17 protein-coding genes are annotated in these 16342 nt (G+C 67.5%); 9 read left to right on the top strand and 8 right to left on the bottom strand.

What is annotated here, in order from left to right; all coding sequences use genetic code 11:
• Window position 1: 1 nt before the first annotated feature.
• Both pepN and ACFPO9_RS02810 read right to left on the bottom strand, forming a co-directional pair.
• Entirely contained in the window at window positions 2–2647 is a 2646-nt protein-coding gene (gene pepN / locus ACFPO9_RS02815; RefSeq protein ID WP_379766735.1) for an aminopeptidase N, read from the bottom strand.
• 173 nt (window positions 2648–2820) lie between these two features.
• Complete coding sequence (locus tag ACFPO9_RS02810) at window positions 2821–3882, bottom strand: alkene reductase (RefSeq protein ID WP_379766732.1); 1062 nt, start codon at window positions 3880–3882, stop codon at window positions 2821–2823.
• A gap of 168 nt (window positions 3883–4050) precedes the next feature.
• On the opposite strand from ACFPO9_RS02810, the gene sugE reads away from it, so the two are divergent.
• Window positions 4051–4371, top strand: a complete 321-nt coding sequence (sugE, locus tag ACFPO9_RS02805; RefSeq protein ID WP_379766729.1) for a quaternary ammonium compound efflux SMR transporter SugE — start codon at window positions 4051–4053, stop codon at window positions 4369–4371.
• Between the two features lie 16 nt (window positions 4372–4387).
• On the opposite strand, the gene ACFPO9_RS02800 is transcribed toward sugE, so the two are convergent.
• Window positions 4388–5155 carry a substrate-binding periplasmic protein gene (locus ACFPO9_RS02800; protein ID WP_379766726.1) on the bottom strand — a complete coding sequence of 256 codons (768 nt, stop codon included), beginning with the start codon at window positions 5153–5155 and terminating at the stop codon, window positions 4388–4390.
• 168 nt (window positions 5156–5323) lie between these two features.
• Here ACFPO9_RS02800 and ACFPO9_RS02795 point away from each other — a divergent pair, with 168 nt between their 5' ends.
• From ACFPO9_RS02795 to ACFPO9_RS02780, 4 genes are read left to right on the top strand one after another with little or no spacing between them, the layout of a single operon-like run.
• Complete coding sequence (locus ACFPO9_RS02795) at window positions 5324–6340, top strand: glycosyltransferase family 2 protein (RefSeq protein WP_379766723.1); 1017 nt, start codon at window positions 5324–5326, stop codon at window positions 6338–6340.
• Window positions 6337–7950: an ArnT family glycosyltransferase gene (locus ACFPO9_RS02790; protein WP_379766719.1), complete on the top strand. Its 1614-nt coding sequence runs from the start codon at window positions 6337–6339 to the stop codon at window positions 7948–7950. The genes ACFPO9_RS02795 and ACFPO9_RS02790 overlap by 4 nt, the downstream gene beginning before the upstream one ends.
• Window positions 7947–8780: a phosphatase PAP2 family protein gene (locus ACFPO9_RS02785; RefSeq protein ID WP_379766716.1), complete on the top strand. Its 834-nt coding sequence runs from the start codon at window positions 7947–7949 to the stop codon at window positions 8778–8780. Before ACFPO9_RS02790 ends, ACFPO9_RS02785 begins: the two co-directional genes overlap by 4 nt.
• Entirely contained in the window at window positions 8773–9057 is a 285-nt protein-coding gene (locus ACFPO9_RS02780; RefSeq protein WP_379766713.1) for a lipid-A-disaccharide synthase N-terminal domain-containing protein, read from the top strand. The genes ACFPO9_RS02785 and ACFPO9_RS02780 overlap by 8 nt, the downstream gene beginning before the upstream one ends.
• A gap of 3 nt (window positions 9058–9060) precedes the next feature.
• Here the strand turns inward: ACFPO9_RS02780 and ACFPO9_RS02775 are convergent, their stop codons facing one another.
• A complete protein-coding gene (locus ACFPO9_RS02775) occupies window positions 9061–10038 on the bottom strand; it encodes a M14 family metallopeptidase (protein WP_379766710.1) in 978 nt (325 codons plus the stop codon).
• A gap of 104 nt (window positions 10039–10142) precedes the next feature.
• On the opposite strand from ACFPO9_RS02775, the gene ACFPO9_RS02770 reads away from it, so the two are divergent.
• Both ACFPO9_RS02770 and ACFPO9_RS02765 read left to right on the top strand, forming a co-directional pair.
• Complete coding sequence (locus ACFPO9_RS02770) at window positions 10143–11285, top strand: acyltransferase family protein (RefSeq protein WP_379766707.1); 1143 nt, start codon at window positions 10143–10145, stop codon at window positions 11283–11285.
• A gap of 80 nt (window positions 11286–11365) precedes the next feature.
• A complete protein-coding gene (locus ACFPO9_RS02765) occupies window positions 11366–11725 on the top strand; it encodes a hypothetical protein (RefSeq protein ID WP_379766704.1) in 360 nt (119 codons plus the stop codon).
• 9 nt (window positions 11726–11734) lie between these two features.
• On the opposite strand, the gene ACFPO9_RS02760 is transcribed toward ACFPO9_RS02765, so the two are convergent.
• The 3 genes from ACFPO9_RS02760 to ACFPO9_RS02750 are packed head-to-tail and all read right to left on the bottom strand — an operon-like array spanning window position 11735 to window position 13754.
• The gene (locus ACFPO9_RS02760) at window positions 11735–12205 is read right to left on the bottom strand and encodes a hypothetical protein (protein WP_379766701.1); all 471 of its coding nucleotides are present in this window, start codon (window positions 12203–12205) and stop codon (window positions 11735–11737) included.
• Window positions 12206–12229: 24 nt separating this feature from the next.
• Window positions 12230–13111, bottom strand: coding sequence for a pirin family protein (locus ACFPO9_RS02755; protein ID WP_379766698.1), 882 nt, complete (start codon window positions 13109–13111; stop codon window positions 12230–12232).
• A 49-nt stretch (window positions 13112–13160) separates the two neighbouring features.
• On the bottom strand, window positions 13161–13754 hold the full coding sequence (locus ACFPO9_RS02750) for an FMN-dependent NADH-azoreductase (protein WP_379766695.1): 594 nt from the start codon (window positions 13752–13754) through the stop codon (window positions 13161–13163).
• A 109-nt stretch (window positions 13755–13863) separates the two neighbouring features.
• On the opposite strand from ACFPO9_RS02750, the gene ACFPO9_RS02745 reads away from it, so the two are divergent.
• A complete protein-coding gene (locus tag ACFPO9_RS02745) occupies window positions 13864–14790 on the top strand; it encodes a LysR family transcriptional regulator (protein ID WP_379766692.1) in 927 nt (308 codons plus the stop codon).
• Window positions 14791–14905: 115 nt separating this feature from the next.
• Window positions 14906–15358: a GNAT family N-acetyltransferase gene (locus ACFPO9_RS02740; RefSeq protein WP_379766689.1), complete on the top strand. Its 453-nt coding sequence runs from the start codon at window positions 14906–14908 to the stop codon at window positions 15356–15358.
• 8 nt (window positions 15359–15366) lie between these two features.
• Here ACFPO9_RS02740 and asd read toward each other — a convergent pair whose 3' ends face one another.
• Entirely contained in the window at window positions 15367–16221 is an 855-nt protein-coding gene (gene asd / locus ACFPO9_RS02735) for an archaetidylserine decarboxylase (protein ID WP_379766686.1), read from the bottom strand.
• Window positions 16222–16342 lie beyond the last annotated feature (121 nt).

The raw sequence follows: 16342 nt of genomic DNA, 5'->3' as shown, positions 1-16342 counted from the left end.
CTTACTTCGCCGTCATCGCCTGCTTGATGGCCACGCAGCGCTGGTCGTCTTCCAGCGTGCCGAGCAGGGTGCGGCGGGTGCCGGCCGACAGGTCCTTCATCTTCTCGCTGGCCGCCTGCAGGCGCTTGACGCTGGCCGGGGTGCAGCTGGCCGGGATCATGCTCGGGCCGTAGGCGCGCATGTAGACCGGGCCCGCGCTCTTGTCCAGTTCCGGCAAGCTGGCCAGGCGCTGGTCGGCGGTCTGCTCGGCCAGGGCTTTCTGCTCGGCCGGATACAGGCTGCCCATCGCCGTGCGTACCTTCGAGAAGGACAGCTTGGTCCTGGTGTCCTGGATCGTGCCCAGCCACTCGGCCTTCACCGCCGGGTCAGGACGCATGACGGTTGCCGCCAGGGCCGCGGACTGGCCGCTGTCCGACTTGTCGCGTTCCTGCTCGGCTTTCACCAGCTCCAGCGCGCCCGGATAGTCGAAGCGGTTCAGGCGCGCGATGATGGACCAGCGCAGGTCCTGGTTGACGGTGAGCCCGTCCAGCGTCTGCTTTCCGTCCAGCAGGGCGGCGAGGCGGTCGAGGGCCGGACGCGAGCTGGCCATGCCGATATAGGTGCCGAACCAGCGGCGCTGGAAGTCGTCGTTGCCCTTCGCGGCGACGGCGGCGTTCCAGGCCATCTCTTCCAGCTGGCGGCCGGCCTGCTGCGCGTAGGCGCTGTTCGGATCGCCGGCGGTCAGGTAGTACTTGGCGGCGCCGACCTTGCCCAGCACGTCGCCCAGCAGGGTGTAGTCCTGCTCGTGCGGCGCGTTGTTCAGCGCGGTGGTGATGAAGTCGTTCAGCGGCAGCTTGGCGTCGCGCACGCCATCCCACAGGCTTTGCCACAGCATCGCGCGCAGCAGCGGATCGTCGACGCCGGCCAGGCTGGCGCGCGCGGTGTCGAAGGAGCGCTTGTCCAGCTGGACCTTCACGAAGCCCCAGTCCTCGAAGTTCGGATACACCAGGTCCGGGCAGGCGGCGCCCACCATGCCCGGCACGGCGGTCTTCGCGCCCTTGTAGATGATGGCGACGTTCTTGTCGAGTTTGAGCTGCTTGCCGTCCATGCGGAAGCTGGCCACCTGCACGCGCTGCTCGCGCAGGGTCGGGAACTGCTTGCTGGCCGACTGCTCGAGATTGAACGACTTGATCTTGCCGCCGCTGCAGCTGAAGTTGGCGGCGATGGTGTTCACGCCCGGCTGGTACAGCCACTCCCTGGTCCAGCCCTTCAGGTCGCGGCCGGCGGCGTCGCCCAGGCTGCCGATGAAGTCGTCCAGGGTGGCATTGCGGTACTGGTATTTGACCAGGTAGTTGTGCACGCCCTTGCGGAACACGTCCGCGCCCAGCAGATGGCGCAGCTGCATCAGGGTCGAGGCGCCCTTCGAATAGGTGATCGCGTCGATGTTGTCGAAGGCGTTCTGGGTCGACGGCACCGGCACTTCGATCGGGTGGGTGGTCGAGCTCTGGTCCTGCACGTAGGCGCCCTGCTTGCCGTGCGAGTAGAAGGAGCGCCAGGCGTCCTTGAACTCGGTGCTTTCGGCGGTCGCCAGGGTGCCCATGAAGGAGGCGAAGCTCTCGTTCAGCCACAGGCCGTTCCACCACTTCATGGTCACCAGGTCGCCGAACCACTGGTGGGCCATCTCGTGCATGATCACGGACGCCAGGTTCTGGCGCTGGTCCGAAGTCATGTCGGCCTTGTACATGAAGCCGCGTTCGGCAAAGGTGATGGCGCCGGCGTTTTCCATCGCGCCGTACAGGAAGTCCGGGACCAGGATCTGGTCGTATTTCTCGAACTGGTAGGGGACGCCGAAGTAGTCGTCAAAGAAGGCCAGGCCCGACTTGGTGTACTTGAACCATTCGGCCGGCTTGATCTGCGCCGCCACCGACTGGCGCGCGAACAGGCGCATCGGGTACTTGCCGCTGTTGTCTTCCCACTTCTTGTAGGGGCCGGCGTGCATCGAGAAGTTGTAGGGGCTCAGCTTCTTGGTCTTCGGGAAGGTCCAGCGCTTGGCGTCGCCGTTCGCTTCGATCTTGCTCTCGCGCGTGGTCGAGATCACTTCCCAGTCGGCCGGGACGCTGACGTTGACCTGGTAGGTGCCCTTCAGGTCGGGCTGGTCGAACACCGCGAACATCTGGTGCGCGGCGGCCGGCTCGAAGTGCGAGTAGGTGTAGACGCGCTTGTCGACCGGGTCGACCATGCGGTGCAGGCCTTCGCCATTGGTGCTGTGCGGGCGCTCGTAGACGATGGCGACGGTGTTGCGGCCCTTGACCAGGTCCTGCGCGGCCAGGGTGACGAACCAGCCGTTGTACTGCGGCGTGACGCGCTTGCCGTTGACGGTGACCGACTTGACGGTGGCCTTGTCGAGGTCGATGGTCAGCGGGCTCGAGGCGTCGTTCAGGTCGAAGCTCAGGGTCGTGGTGCCGCCGAAGTTTTCCTTGCCGGTCAGGGTGAAGTCGAGCACGTAGTCGACGTTCGAAACGCGGGCGGCGCGGGCGGCGGCGTCAGCCTGCGACAGGAAAGCGTTCTCGGCACGCGGCGCGGCGGCGGTGGCGGCTTGGGTGGCGGGTGCAAAAGCCAGCGCGGTGGCGATGGCGAGCGGCAGCAGGCGAAGAGCGGTGGTGTTCACAGTTGTCCTTGCGCGGATTGACGGAAAATGGATCGCGCAAGAATAGCATGTCGGCAACACTATTCGTATCGGTATGCGGCCCGATATGGTGAATTTTTGCTGCCTGGAGGGGCTGGAGGGAGAAGAAACAGCCCTTCGATATATGCATGCATACGTCGAAGGGCGGGGAGTGCTTAGGCGGCGTTCAGCGCCGGATAGTCGATATAGCCCTCGGGACCCGGTGCATAGAACTTCTCCGGACGGGCCGGGTTCAGCGGCGCGTTCTGCTCGAGGCGGGCCGGCAGGTCGGGATTGGCGATGAACCATTGCCCCCAGGCCACGGCGTCGGCGTCGCCGCTGGTGAGCAACTGTTCGGCGGCTTCCCTGGTCATTTTCTCGTTGGCGATGTAGACGCCGCCGAAGGCCTTCTTGAGTGCCGGGCCGAGGGAATCGCCGCCGACCGCTTCGCGCGCGCAGATGAAGGCGATGCCGCGCTTGCCCAGCTCGCGGGCGACGTAGCCGAAGGTTTCCAGCGGGGTCGAATCACCCATGTCGTGCGAATCGCGGCGCGGCGCCAGGTGCATGCCGACGCGGTCGGCGCCCCAGACTGCGATGCAGGCGTCGGTGACTTCCAGCATCAGGCGGGCGCGGTTCTCGATCGAGCCGCCGTAGGCATCGCTGCGCTGGTTGGTTTTATCTTGCAGGAACTGGTCGAGCAGATAGCCGTTGGCGCCGTGGATCTCGACGCCGTCGAAGCCGGCCCTCAATGCGTTCTCGGCGCCCTTGCGGTAGGCGGCGACGATGCCCGGGATCTCTTCCAGGTCCAGCGCGCGCGGGGTCTCGTATTCCTTGATCGGACGCACCAGGCTGACGTGGCCGGCCGGCTTGATGCTCGATGGGGCCACCGGGGTGTCGCCGTTCAGGAAGACCGGATCCGAGATGCGGCCCACGTGCCACAGCTGCAGGACGATGCGGCCGCCGGCCTGGTGCACGGCCTCGGTCACCAGTTTCCAGCCTTCGACCTGCTCGTCGGACCAGATGCCCGGGGTGTCGGCGTAACCGACGCCCATCGGGGTCACCGAGGTCGCTTCCGACAGGATCAGGCCGGCCGAAGCGCGCTGCGCATAATATTCCGCCATCATGGCGTTCGGGACCCGGCCTTCGCCGGCAGCGCGCGAGCGGGTCAGCGGCGCCATCACGATGCGGTTCGGCAACTCCAGGGCGCCGACTTTCAAGGGATCAAACAACGTAGTCATCAGTACTCCTGTTCTTGTTGACTGAGAATTCAGTAAGGCCTCGGCATCTTACGACAGACGGAAAAATCCTGCCGGGACCGCCCCATTTTTGACTCCGGGTCACAAATCCCCGCCAGGCGGCCAGTGCTATACTTGCCGCCTTTTGTGTGTCGATGGGCGGAGAAGACGATGAGCTGGGTGTATCTGGTGATTGCCGGACTGCTGGAAGTGGGCTGGGCCGTGGGCCTGAAATACACGGCCGGCTTCACGCGGCCGTGGCCGTCCGTGCTGACCCTGGCGACCATGGCCGGCAGCGTCGGCATGCTCGGCCTGGCATTGCGCGCGCTGCCGCTCGGCACGGCCTATGCGGTCTGGACCGGCATCGGCACCGTCGGCACCGCCGTGTTCGGCATGATCATGCTGGGCGAGCCGGCCGGCGCGCTGCGCCTGCTGTCGATCGCGCTGATCGTGGCGGGCATCGTCGGACTGAAGCTGCTGAGCCCGGCGTAATCCGCTGGCGGCGCTCTCAGGGTTCGGCGCTCCAGTGCGCTGTTATACGGTCGAGTTCGCCGCTCGCCTTTAACTTGTCGATGGCGGCGCCGAGCATGGCGGGGAGGGCCGGATCGGCCTTGCGGCTGACCCAGAAATAGGCAGGCTCCGCTCCCAGCACCACCGGCAGCACGCGCACGCGCGCTTCCAGCTTTTCGCTGCGCAGGTAGTGCTTCATGGTCAGCTCGTTCAGATACGCGAAGCGACCGTGCCCTCCCAGCATCTTGTGCAGGTTGAGGCCGTTGTCGTCGCTGGCGTCGTCGACGCGCACCCCGGCCGTCTTCAGTCCGTCTGTGAACACCGAACCGCGCTGGCTGGTGACCAGCGCGCCCATGCGCACCAGGTCCTGCATGTCGCGCACGACGGCCGGATCGCCGGCGCGCACCGCCAGCATGTGGCGGGTGATGTACACGTATTTTCCTACTGGCACGGCGATCGCATGGCGCCGCGCCGAGGGGATCAGCGCGCAGGCGGCGTCCAGGCTGCCCGTTTCGAGGCCGGTCTCGATGCCCGGCAGCGAGCGGCTGCGGCGGTAGCCCGTGAAGTGCAGGCGCGGCTCGATCCGCTCGACCGCGGCGATGAAGTCCGGGCAGATGCCGGCTGCGCGATCCGGCAGCTGGAACCATTTCGGCGCGATCGCTTCCTGCGCTGCGACGCGCACGTCCATGCCCGCTGCGGCGCCCGCCGACGCCAGCCCGAAGGCGAGGGCGGAAAGGCGCCAGGCCGCTGTTTTGTAGGTCTTCATTGTTATCGTTCTTGTTTTTGCAAGCTGCGGAATTGTCCCACGAAGCGCGTCCATACAGCGCGCCGGTCAATGCGCGCACATTTGATCCGTTCGGCATGAACACGGCAGCAGCTCCCTAAACTCGGTGGCAAAGCGGGGCCGTGGCCCCCCGATCCGAGGAGAGCGGTCATGCATAGCCTGTCGCTGGTGGTGCCCCTGCACGACGAGGAAGACAACGTGTTGCCGCTGACCACCCAGGTGCAGGCGGCGATGGCGGCCTCGCCCTGGCCCTGGCAGCTGATCCTGGTCGACGACGGCAGCCGCGACCGCACGCTGGAGCGCATCCGCGAAGCCGTGGCCAGCAGTCCGCGCCATGTGCGGGCGGTCATCCTGCGCCGCAACTTCGGCCAGACCGCCGCCATGCAGGCCGGCATCGACGCCGCGCGCGGCAGCGTGATCGCCACCATGGACGGCGACCTGCAGAACAACCCGCACGACATCGTGCGCATGGTGCGCCGCCTGCTCGATGAAGACCTCGACCTGCTGGCCGGCTGGCGCCACGAGCGCAAGGACGGCTTCTGGCTGCGCCGGCTGCCGTCGAAGCTGGCGAACCGCCTGATCGCCTTGGTCACCGGGGTGCGCCTGCACGATCACGGCTGCTCGCTGAAGGTCTACCGCGGCGCGGTCCTGCGCCAGGTCCGGCTGTACGGCGAGATGCACCGCTTCATCCCGACCTGGATGGCGACCGTGACGGCGCCGGAGCGCATCCGCGAAGAGCAGGTGAGCCACTTCCCGCGCATCCACGGGCGCTCCAAATACGGCCTGTCGCGCACCTTCAAGGTACTGCTCGACCTGCTGTCCATGTATTTTTTCGTGCGCTTCCGCGCCAGCCCGGGCCATTTCTTCGGCCGCATCGGCCTGGCTTGCGGCTTTGCCGGCATGGCGGCGCTGGGCTGGCTGGCCTGGCTGAAGCTGGGGGAGGGGGCGGCCATCGCCAGCCGCCCCTTGCTGCTGCTCGCCGTGTTGCTGGTGGTGATCGGGGTGCAGTTCGTGTGCACCGGCATCGTGACCGAAATGCTGGCGCGGACCTATTTCGAAGCCGGCGCCGCGCGGACCTACCTGGTGCGCGAGACCCTGGGCGGCCCGGGCGGCGGCGGCGCCGGCAGCGCCGGCCAGCGGCTGCCGGGCAGCGTGGAGCGGCGATGAGGGGCGTCCGCGGCGGGGCCTCCATCCTGGGCGCGCAGGGAACGCGCGAACGCCGGCTGGCGCGGCGCGCCGGCTTGCGCGCGGCGGCCCTGCCGCTGCTGCTCGCGGCCGCCGTGCTGCTCGGGCTGTTTCTGAACCTGGGGGCGATGCCGCTGTTCGACGTCGACGAAGGCGCCTTCGGCGAAGCCACGCGCGAGATGCTGGAACGGGGCGACTACGTCTCCACCTGGCTGAACGGCCAGCCGCGTTACGACAAGCCCATCCTCATCTACTGGCTGCAGGCGGCGTCCGCGACGATGTTCGGGCTGGACGAATTCGCGCTGCGCCTGCCGTCGGCGCTCGCGGCCAGCGCCTGGATCGCGGCGGTTTTCGCGTTCGGACGCCGCCACCTGGACCGCGACACCGGCTACGCCGCCGCCTTCATCGCCGCCAGCACGGCCGGTCTCACCGTGATCGGACGCGGCGCGACCGCCGATGCGCTGCTCAACCTGTTCCTGGCCCTGGCCATGTTCGACATCGTGCGCTATGCCTTCGGAGCGCGCCCGGCCTGGCGCCGCCGCGCCTTCCTCTGGATCGGCCTCGGCCTGCTGGCCAAGGGGCCGGTGGCGCTGCTGGTGCCCGGCGCCGCCAGCCTGCTGGCCTTCGCGCTGCAGGGCAGGACGCGCGACTGGTGGCGCGCCGTGCGCGACCCGGCCGGCTGGGCGATCCTGCTGGCGGTGAGCCTGCCCTGGTATCTGCTGGAGTACGGGCAGCGCGGCGGCGCCTTCCTGGCCGGCTTCTTCATGCGCCACAACGTCGAGCGTTTCCTGTCGCCGCTGCAGGGGCATGGCGGCGGGCCGCTGTACTACCTGCCGGCCATCCTAGTGCTGCTCCTGCCCTATAGCGGCTTGTTCCTGCGCACGCTGCCCGGGCTGCGCCGCATGCGGGCTTCACCGCTCGACTGCTTCCTGTGGAGCTGGTTCCTGTTCGTGTTCGTGTTCTTTTCGCTGGCGGGGACCAAGCTGCCGCACTACCTGCTATACGGCGCGACGCCGCTGTTCCTGCTGATGGCGCAGCGGCGCGGCGTCCTGCGCTCGAGGCTGCTGGCCTTCGCGCCGCCGCTGCTGTTCCTCGGCCTGGTGGCCGCGCTGCCCCAGCTCCTGCGGCGTTTCGCGCCGGGCATCGCCAACCCCTACGTGCGCGAGGCGCTGGGGCAGGACGGGGTGTTCGGCCCGCTGTGGCAAGCGGGGGCGGTGCTGCTGCTCGTGGCCTTGCTCGGTCTGGCCTTGTGGCGCGAGCCGCCGCCGTGGCGGCGCCTGGCCGCGTCCGGTTTGCTGTGTTCGCTGGCCCTGGCCGGCCTGCTGCTGCCGGCGGCCGCCGCGCTGCAGCAGGGGCCGGTCAAGGAAGCGGCGCTGCTGGCGCGGCGCGCGGGCTGGGAAGTGCACAGCTGGCGCATCAACGTGCCCAGCTTTTCCGTCTATCGCGGCGCCGTCACGCCGGCCACGGCGTCGCCGGGCGCCGGGCAGGTGATCCTGACGCGCAGCGACGCCCTGGGCGCGCTCGGACCGGCCCGGCTGCTGTACCGCAAGGGCGGCATCGTGCTGGCCCGCATGCCGGGAGCGAACGGATGAGGCCGCCGCTGGGTTCGCCCTGGGCCTGGCTGCCGCCCGCCACCGCGCTGGCGCTGCTGGCGCTGCTCCTCGCCACCGGCGGCAACCAGCCGGTTTTCCTGGCGCTCAACCACGCCGGCCATGCCGTGCCGCCGCTGCTGTGGCTGCACCTGACCATGTTCGGCGACGGCGCGGTGGCGCTGGCCCTGGTGCTGCCCTGCATCCGGCGCCTGCCGCACTGCTTCTGGGCGGCGCTGGCCGCGGCCGTCTTCGCCGCCCTCTGGACCCAGGTCACCAAGCAGTTCATCGACCTGCCGAGACCGCTCGCGGCGCTGCCGCTGGACCAGTTCTACCAGGCCGGGCCGGCATACCGGCGCGTGTCTTTCCCCTCGGGGCACGCGGCGGCCGCCTTCGCCATCGCCGGCATCTGGGTGATGGGGGTGGAGGGCAAGCGCCTGCTGCGCGCGCTGGCCCTGCTGCTGGCCGCGCTGGTCGGCCTGTCGCGCATCATGGTGGGCGTGCACTGGCCGGCCGATGTGCTGTGGGGCATGCTGGGGGGCTGGCTGGGTGCGGGGCTCGGCCTGGCGCTGCAAGGGCGCCGGTGTTGGCGCAGTTCGGGCGTGGCCGGTTGGCTGGCAGGCCTGGTGCTGGCCGCGGTGGCGGCCTCGCTGCTGGTCAGCAGGCATATCGGCATCCCTGAGGTACTGCCGGCGCAGCGCCTGGTCGGCGGCGTCTGCCTGCTCTGGGGCGGCCGGGAAATGGCGCGCATGCTGCCGCAGCTGCGCAGGCGCCGCACGCGTTCGCCGCCGCAGCACAAGGCGGCGCCGCTCGAGGAGGGCGTCGATGGCTGAGGACGGCTGGTGGCTGCTGCTCGGCTTCGGCGGCCAGGCCTTGTTCATGGGCCGCTTCGTGATCCAGTGGCTGGCCAGCGAGCGCCGGGGCCGCAGCGTGATCCCGGTGTCCTTCTGGTACCTGAGCATCCTGGGCGCGCTGGTGCTGCTCGCGTATGCGGTGCACCGGCGCGATCCCGTGTTCGTCGCCGGCCAGGGACTGGGGGTGGCGATTTATTTGCGCAACCTGCACCTGGTAAAGGTGGAGCAAGCGCAGGCTGGCGAGGCTTCGTCGTAAACCTTATTCGCGGCCGAACTGCGGATTCGGGCGGGTCAGGTAATACCACTCCTGATTCGGACCGGCGTTCGTGTCCGGGAACAGGACGCGGCCCGAGAACTCGGCCGTGACCGGGCTGCCGTCGGCGCGCACGCCGATCTGCTCGCCTTCCTGCACCGGGTCGAAGCTGGCCCAGGTGCGGGTGAAGCTGTCGCCGGCGTCCAGCTTGTCGTGGACGACGACCATCTGCAGCGCCTCCATCTCCTCGAAGGAGACAGGTTCCGGCGCCGGCGCCTCGATCAGCTTCAGGTGGGCCAGGGTGTTCAGGATGGCGCGGTAGGCGACTTCCGGCGCCTGCGGATCGAGGTGCTGGCCGCATTCCAGGGTCAGGGCGTAGCCGCCGGTGCTGCGCATGTATTCGGTGGTGCCCATGCCGTAGCGCAGGACGGTTTTCAGTTCGGCGGCGTCGCCGCGCGAACGGCGCTGCACGCCGCCGCCGTAGGCCGCCATCCAGCCGGTCACGAAGCGGCGCACGCCCAGGCGGCGCGCCAGCGCGCGTTCCTCGCGCATGTGCTTGAAGGGCTCGATATCCCCGTCATTGTCGAGCGGGCCGACCATCACGAAAGGCTCGCCATGGGCGGCGTTGAAGGAGTGCAGGTCGAGCAGCACATCATGCTGGGCCAGCAGCGGGCACAGCCAGTTGGCGACGCGGTCTTCGAAGTCCTGCGGATTTTCCTTCGGCGACAGGTCGCGGTTCAGGTTGCGGTCGCCCGAGCGCGTGTTCTTCGCGTAGGCCAGCGGATTGACGATGGGGACGAAGGTCACGCTGCCGTTGGCGATGCGCAGCGCGCCGCTGTCGAGCTCCGCCATGACGCGGCTGATGGCCTGGGTGCCGCAGATCTCGTTACCGTGGGTCGCGCCCATGATGATGACGCGCGGTCCGGCGCCCTGGCCGGTGTAGTTGACGGATTTGAAATGCGACAGGCTTGCTGCGGAGCTCATGCTGGTGTTCCAAAGAAATTTCGATCCGGCCATTTTATCGGGATTTCCTGGCACGAGGGAGAAGCGCGTGGCATCATCCGGCGTTTTCGTCGACGATCCCCCACATGAGCCCTGCATCACAGCGCATCGATGGCCTCGACACCCTGCGTGCGCTCGCCGTCACGCTGGTGGTGCTGCATCACTACGTGCTGTTCGTCAGCTTCGACACTACCTTTGGCTGGGTCGGCGAGATCGGCTGGGTCGGCGTCGACCTGTTTTTCGCGCTGTCCGGCTACCTGATCGGCAACCAGATCTTCCAGGCCCTGCGCCGCCCGGAAGGCCTGTCCCTGACCCGCTTCTACGCGCGCCGGCTGCTGCGCACCCTGCCGAATTTCTACGTGGTGCTGGCGCTGTATGCGCTATGGCCGGCCTTCCGCGGCAAACCGCCCATGCTGCCGCTGTGGCAATACCTCAGCTTCACCCAGAACATCGGCCTGGAGCCGGGCACCGCGTTTTCGCACGCCTGGTCGCTGTGCATCGAGGAACAGTTCTACGTGCTGCTGCCGGCCTGCGCACTGCTGGCCGCGGCGCTGGGCCGGCGCGGCGCCAGCATGCGCCTGGCCTGGTTCGCGGTCGCGCTGGTCTTCGGCGCCGGGATGGCAGTCCGCGCCGGCACCTGGCTGGAGGGGCAGGACGCCCGCAACTGGATGCATTTCTATTACAAGCACCTGTATTACGCGAGCCTGTGCCGCTTCGACGAACTGCTGGCCGGGGTCGCGCTGGCGCTGCTGAAGCATGCGCACCCCGGGCTGTGGACGCGGCTGATGAGGCAGGGCCGGCTGCTGCTGGCCGCCGCCCTGCTTGCCTGCGCGCTGGCGCTGCGCTGGTTCCTGGCCGACCACTACGGTTTCTGGACCAGCGTACTGGGCTTCCCGCTGCTGGCGCTGGGCTGCGCGCTGCTGATCCTGGCGGCGCTGGCGCCGGACTCGCCGCTGCACCGCATCCGCGTGCCGGGCGCGTCCCGACTGGCGCTGTGGTCCTACGCGATCTACCTGATCCACAAGCAGGTGAGCATCCTGGCCGGCCAGGCCATGGGTGAAGCCGGCTACGGCCCGGCGCACCCGCTGACCATCGGCGCGGCGCTGGCGGCTTCGGTGCTGGCGGGCTGGCTGCTGTATCGCCTGGTGGAGACGCCTTGCATGCGGCTGCGCGAGCGCTATGTGCCGGGGACGGCCGCGGCGTCGCAGGCGGCGGCCGCGGCGCGGTGAGAATCCGTGCATTTCGGGGATATGCCAGTCTGATAAGCTCGCTCTGCCCAAACCCGGGCGGCCCGTTTTCGAGACCGACGATGAAAAACCGTTTATCCCCCTTGCTGGCGATGTGCGCCATGCTGGCAAGCAGCCTTGCGTGTGCCGAGCCCGCGGCCCTCGCGACCACTACGACCAGGCTGGGCATTTCCGCCACCACGTTTTCCTGCAGCGGAACGGGCAGCTGCCACTATCTGCTCCTGAATTCCCTCTGCCAGGAAAGAATGCTGGACGGCGCGACCAAGGAACGCAGCTGCCGCTACACGGAGGCTGCGCGCTTCAGGCTGTTGCCGGGCCAAAAGAAGACGGTCGCAAACCTGCCTGCCGACTTCCTGTACGCCATGAAGCCGAATGCGGATCCGAGCCCCCAGGAAGTGCTGAGCGCACCGGTGCCCCACTGAACGCGGGGTTCAGGCGAAGTCGATGACGTCGAAGGCGGCCGGCATGTCGGCCAGCCAGGCCGCAAGGTGGGCGACCCGCATCGAGGGATCGTAGCCGAGGTTAGAGGCGATCGCCGCGCGCAGCCCGGGCATGGCCTCCGGCGTGCGCGGGCTGGCGTAGGCATCGATCAGCATTGCCAGCAAATCGTTGGGCGGGGTGCCGCCGCGGCGCAGGCGCGCATGGATCACGGCCAGGAGGGCGCGCTGCATGCGCGGGGTCGGATGGGCGATATACGCGAACACGCTGGGGGTGTTCGTGATCGCCTCGGAGACGGCCTGTTCGATGCGCTCGGGCTTCCAGTCGGAGGGAATGTCGAAATAAGCCTTGTCCCAGCGCGTGTGGGCGTAGCGGTGGCCCGGCGGGAAGGCGTCGACGGTTTCCAGCCCGAGCGCGCGGCTGGCGCGCCCGAGCAGGCTTGAGATGGTATCTAGCAACGGCATCCTGCTAGTGTAGCCGAAGATGCATCAGGCGAAGCGGCCGGCCCTGAAATCTTCGACCGCCTGGAATACCTCGGCATTCGTGTTCATCACGAAGGGCCCGTACTGCGCGATCGGCTCGTTCAGCGGACGCCCGGCGATCAGGATGAAGCGCGCATCGGCGCTTGCTTTCACACGCACACCGTCCGCTTCTTCCGCATTGTCAAGGATGGCCATGCGCGCCTGCGGGACCGCCTTGCCGTCCACCACGACCTCGCCCCGATACACATAGAAGAAGGCGTTATGCCCGGCCGGCAGCGGCTGCGCGAACTCCACGCCTTGCGGCAGGTGGATGTCGAGGTAGAGCGGCTGGGTCGCCTCGCGCTGCACGGCGCCGTCGACGCCATGCGAGCTGCCGGCGATCACCTGCACCGCCGCGCCCGACGGCAGGGCGAAGCGCGGCACTTCCTGGTTCGGGATGTCGCGGTACCAGGGCGCGCACATCTTGTCCTTGGCCGGCAGGTTGAGCCACAGCTGGAAGCCTTCCATCAGGCCTTCGTTCTGCTCGGGCATCTCGGAGTGGGCCACGCCGCGGCCGGCGGTCATCCACTGCACGCCGCCGTCGCTGACCACGCCCTCGTTGCCGGCGCTGTCGCGGTGGCGCATGCGCCCGGCCAGCATGTAGGTGACGGTCTCGAAGCCGCGGTGCGGGTGCTCGGGGAAGCCGGCGATGTAGTCGCCCGCCTTGTCGCTGCCGAAGGCGTCCAGCATCAGGAAGGGATCGAGGCGGCGTTGCAGCGGCTGGGTCAGCACGCGGTTGATCTTCACGCCCGCGCCATCCATCACGAACTGGCCGCCGAGCACGCGCTCGATGCGGCGGCTGCGTGCGACGCGTTGTTCCGCAATATCGATTGCAACTTTCTGGTCCATCTCGATCTCCCCTTGAAACGAACAAGCGGCCTGCAGGCCGCGAACTTTCTTATGCCAGCGCCGCGACGACCGCGTCGGCTTCCGCCTGGCCCTTGCCTGCCGCATCCGGACCCATAGCCTGGCCGTTCGAGTACACGAAAGTCGAGTCGGTCATGCCCAGGAAGTTCAGCAGCATGCGGATATGCGGCACTTGCGGATCCGCGTCTTCCGGGTAGATGCCGCCGCGGGCGGTCGCCACGAAGACTTTTTTATTCTTCAGCAGGCCTTCCGGACCCGATTCGGTATAGCGGAAGGTGACGCCGGCGCGGGCGATCGCGTCGAACCAGGCCTTCAGCTGGACCGGCATGCCGAAGTTGTACATCGGGGCGCCGATCACGACCACGTCGGCGGCCTGCACTTCGGCGATCAGCGCGTCGTCCAGGGCCACGCGGGCGGCCTGCGCCGGGCTACGCTGGTCGGCCGGGGTGAACAGGGCGCCCAGTGCGGCTTCGTCCAGCACCGGGTGGGCGTTGGCGCCGACGTCGCGCACGGTCACGATGGCGCCCGGGTTGGCGGCGCTGAGCTTGGCGACGATGTTGCCAGCCACGCGGTTCGATTCGGAGTTGGCGCCGCGCAGACTGGAATTGATTTGCAGGATGTTCATTTGGTGTCCCTTCGTGTCGGTTGGTGTGTCGATGGAGATACTTTAACGGTTCCATCTATCGTGCGGAAGGCGCTAGAATGGATAACATTATTCAACTGGTGGAACAATCATGCACCTTGAACCGAATGACATGCTGCTCTTCGCTCGCATCGTCGAGGCCGGCAGTTTCAGCATGGCCGCGCAGCGCCTGGACTTGCCGAAATCGACGGTTTCGCGCCGTATCGCGCTGCTCGAAGCCAGCCTGGGCGAACGCCTCCTGCAGCGCACCACGCGCCGGCTGGTGCTGACGGAATTCGGCGAAAGCCTGCTCGAGCACGCCCGCAAGGTGGCCGAAGAGGTGGAAGCGGCCGGCGCCCTGGCCCAGCACCGCCAGGCCGAACCGAGCGGCAAGCTGAGGATTTCGATGCCGGGCGACTTCGCCAACCTCGGCATGACGGAGATGATGTCGCGCTTCCTGGCGCGCTATCCGGCGGTGTCGCTGGAACTGGATCTGTCGCCGCGCCGGGTCGACCTGGTGGCCGAGGGCTTCGACATCGCGATCCGCATGGGCGACCTGCCCGACGATTCGACCCTCAACGCGCGCCGCGTCTCGCTGGAGCGCTTCGGCCTGTACGCGGCCCCTTCCTACATCGCGCGGCACGGCCTGCCCGAGCATCCGGACGACCTGCTGAAGCACGACCTGCTGTGCATCCTGAGCCGCACCGGCGGCGCCGCGCAATGGGTGCTGGAACGCGGCAAGACGCGCTGGGAGCGGCAGGTCGCGGCGCGCCTGACGGCGAACTCGCCGGAACTGCTGGCGAAGATCGCCTGCGGCGGCGCCGGCATCGCGGCCAGTTCGGACCTGTTCGCGGGGCCGATGCTGCAGAAGGGAGAACTGGTGCGGGTGCTGCCGGACTGGGATTTACCGGCGGCCACCGGCTGGGCGGTGTTCCCGGGACGGCGCTTGATGCCGGCCAAGACCCGGGCTTTCCTGGACATGCTGGATGAGGCTTGCTGTGCGCGGGCGCGGCAGCAGCAGGAGGGCAGGGCGGCCTGATGGCGTCGCCTACCTCTTCAAACGACTAGCTCGACCCGGGCCGGCATTTACGGCATGCTTTTAAACAAGTCTCTTGCGTCCAGGTAGTAAAACACCCAAGGAAGAGAGGTTAAGCATGACGGTGAATGCCTTGCTTGAAGATCTGCCCGGCGAGCCGGCGCAGTTCGGTCTTTTTGACGATGTCCAACACCTGGCGCACGGCCGGACCAGGCTTCTGCTGGAAGGATACCGGTTCGATCCCGAGCGCAAGCTGCCGCTGTATCTTTTCAATCTGCAGGCATCCGACGGCAGCTATGTCGGGCAATATCATTTCACGCCGGCTCCGCCGGATCTCGTCGGCGATACCGGAAACGCCGGCGGCCATGTCGATCCTCCCTACCGGAATCGCGGACACAGCAAGGCAGCCGTCCAGGCGCTGGCTGCGCTGGCCAGGCGGCATGGGATGAAGAACTTCATCATTACCTGCGGCGTGGAAAACGAGGCGGCCAGGCATGCCCTTGCGCAAGTTGGCAAGGCATTGGCGAGGCCGCATGCGACGCTGCACTTCTTCGAAATACCGGCGGAATGAGCTGAGTCTCAGGCGCCGCAGAAGTCACCCATCAGCTCCCCGAGGCGCACCGAACGCTCCGGCGCCCAGTCCTGGTTGAAGCTGATGGTGTCCTGCTTGAACAGCATGACGATGGTCGATCCCAGCAGGAAGCGTCCCATTTCCTCGCCCTTCTTCAGGACGATGTTCTGGTCGTCGTAGCGCCACTCGCTGATCTTCTGCGGGCGCTTCGGATTGACCACGCCGTGCCAGACGGTGGCCATGCTGCCGACGATGGTGGCGCCGACCAGCACCATCACGAAAGGCCCGTACTGTTCCGACTCGAACACGCAGACCACGCGCTCGTTGCGGGCGAACAGGTTGGGCACGCCGCGCGCCGTGGTCGGGTTCACCGAGAACAGGGCGCCGGGCACGTAGATCATGCGGGTCAGGCGGCCGTCGCAGGGCATGTGAAGGCGGTGGTAATCCTTCGGCGACAAATACAGGTTGGCGAAGCTGCCGTGCCGGAACTGCTTCGCCAGTTCGGCGTCGCCGCCCACCAGTTCGGTGGTGGTGAAACGGTGGCCCTTGGCCTGCAGGATGTGGTGGTCGTCGATCGCACCGAACTGGCTGATCGCACCGTCGACCGGGCAGACGAAGGCGGCATCGGCCAGCGGCCGCGCGCCGGCTTTCAGCGGGCGGGTGAAGAAGTCGTTGAAGCTGGTGTAGCTGGCGATGTCCGAATTCTCGGCTTCTTCCATGTTGACGCCGTACTTGCCGACGAACCAGCGGATCAGCCTGGTCGTCATCGTGCCGCCCTTGGCGCCGGCGACGCGGCCGGCAAAGGTCGTCAGGCGCTGCTTGGGCAGCAAATATTGCGGCAGGACTTTGATGCGATCGGACACGGTAAAACCTCGAATAGAAGATGTCTGATTATAACGGGCGGCCCGGACAAAGGAACAGCGTTGCATTCTGACATCGTTTTTGATATGCATGCATATTAATTTGATGCATGCATATCAAAAA

The organism is Massilia aerilata (assembly GCF_042656905.1).
Taxonomy (GTDB): Bacteria; Pseudomonadota; Gammaproteobacteria; order Burkholderiales; family Burkholderiaceae_D; genus Telluria; species Telluria aerilata.
This window is presented reverse-complemented; position numbering and strand designations above follow the sequence as displayed.

Coding starts and splice junctions, on each gene's coding strand:
- ACFPO9_RS02810 (WP_379766732.1), bottom strand. CDS start 3,882: ATGACTACGTTGTTTGATCCCTTGAAAGTCGGCGCCCTGGAGTTGCCG.
- sugE (WP_379766729.1), top strand. CDS start 4,051: ATGAGCTGGGTGTATCTGGTGATTGCCGGACTGCTGGAAGTGGGCTGG.
- ACFPO9_RS02775 (WP_379766710.1), bottom strand. CDS start 10,038: ATGAGCTCCGCAGCAAGCCTGTCGCATTTCAAATCCGTCAACTACACC.
- ACFPO9_RS02765 (WP_379766704.1), top strand. CDS start 11,366: ATGAAAAACCGTTTATCCCCCTTGCTGGCGATGTGCGCCATGCTGGCA.
- ACFPO9_RS02740 (WP_379766689.1), top strand. CDS start 14,906: ATGACGGTGAATGCCTTGCTTGAAGATCTGCCCGGCGAGCCGGCGCAG.
- ACFPO9_RS02750 (WP_379766695.1), bottom strand. CDS start 13,754: ATGAACATCCTGCAAATCAATTCCAGTCTGCGCGGCGCCAACTCCGAA.
- ACFPO9_RS02770 (WP_379766707.1), top strand. CDS start 10,143: ATGAGCCCTGCATCACAGCGCATCGATGGCCTCGACACCCTGCGTGCG.
- ACFPO9_RS02785 (WP_379766716.1), top strand. CDS start 7,947: ATGAGGCCGCCGCTGGGTTCGCCCTGGGCCTGGCTGCCGCCCGCCACC.
- ACFPO9_RS02745 (WP_379766692.1), top strand. CDS start 13,864: ATGCACCTTGAACCGAATGACATGCTGCTCTTCGCTCGCATCGTCGAG.
- ACFPO9_RS02760 (WP_379766701.1), bottom strand. CDS start 12,205: ATGCCGTTGCTAGATACCATCTCAAGCCTGCTCGGGCGCGCCAGCCGC.
- ACFPO9_RS02795 (WP_379766723.1), top strand. CDS start 5,324: ATGCATAGCCTGTCGCTGGTGGTGCCCCTGCACGACGAGGAAGACAAC.
- ACFPO9_RS02755 (WP_379766698.1), bottom strand. CDS start 13,111: ATGGACCAGAAAGTTGCAATCGATATTGCGGAACAACGCGTCGCACGC.
- ACFPO9_RS02800 (WP_379766726.1), bottom strand. CDS start 5,155: ATGAAGACCTACAAAACAGCGGCCTGGCGCCTTTCCGCCCTCGCCTTC.
- ACFPO9_RS02790 (WP_379766719.1), top strand. CDS start 6,337: ATGAGGGGCGTCCGCGGCGGGGCCTCCATCCTGGGCGCGCAGGGAACG.
- ACFPO9_RS02780 (WP_379766713.1), top strand. CDS start 8,773: ATGGCTGAGGACGGCTGGTGGCTGCTGCTCGGCTTCGGCGGCCAGGCC.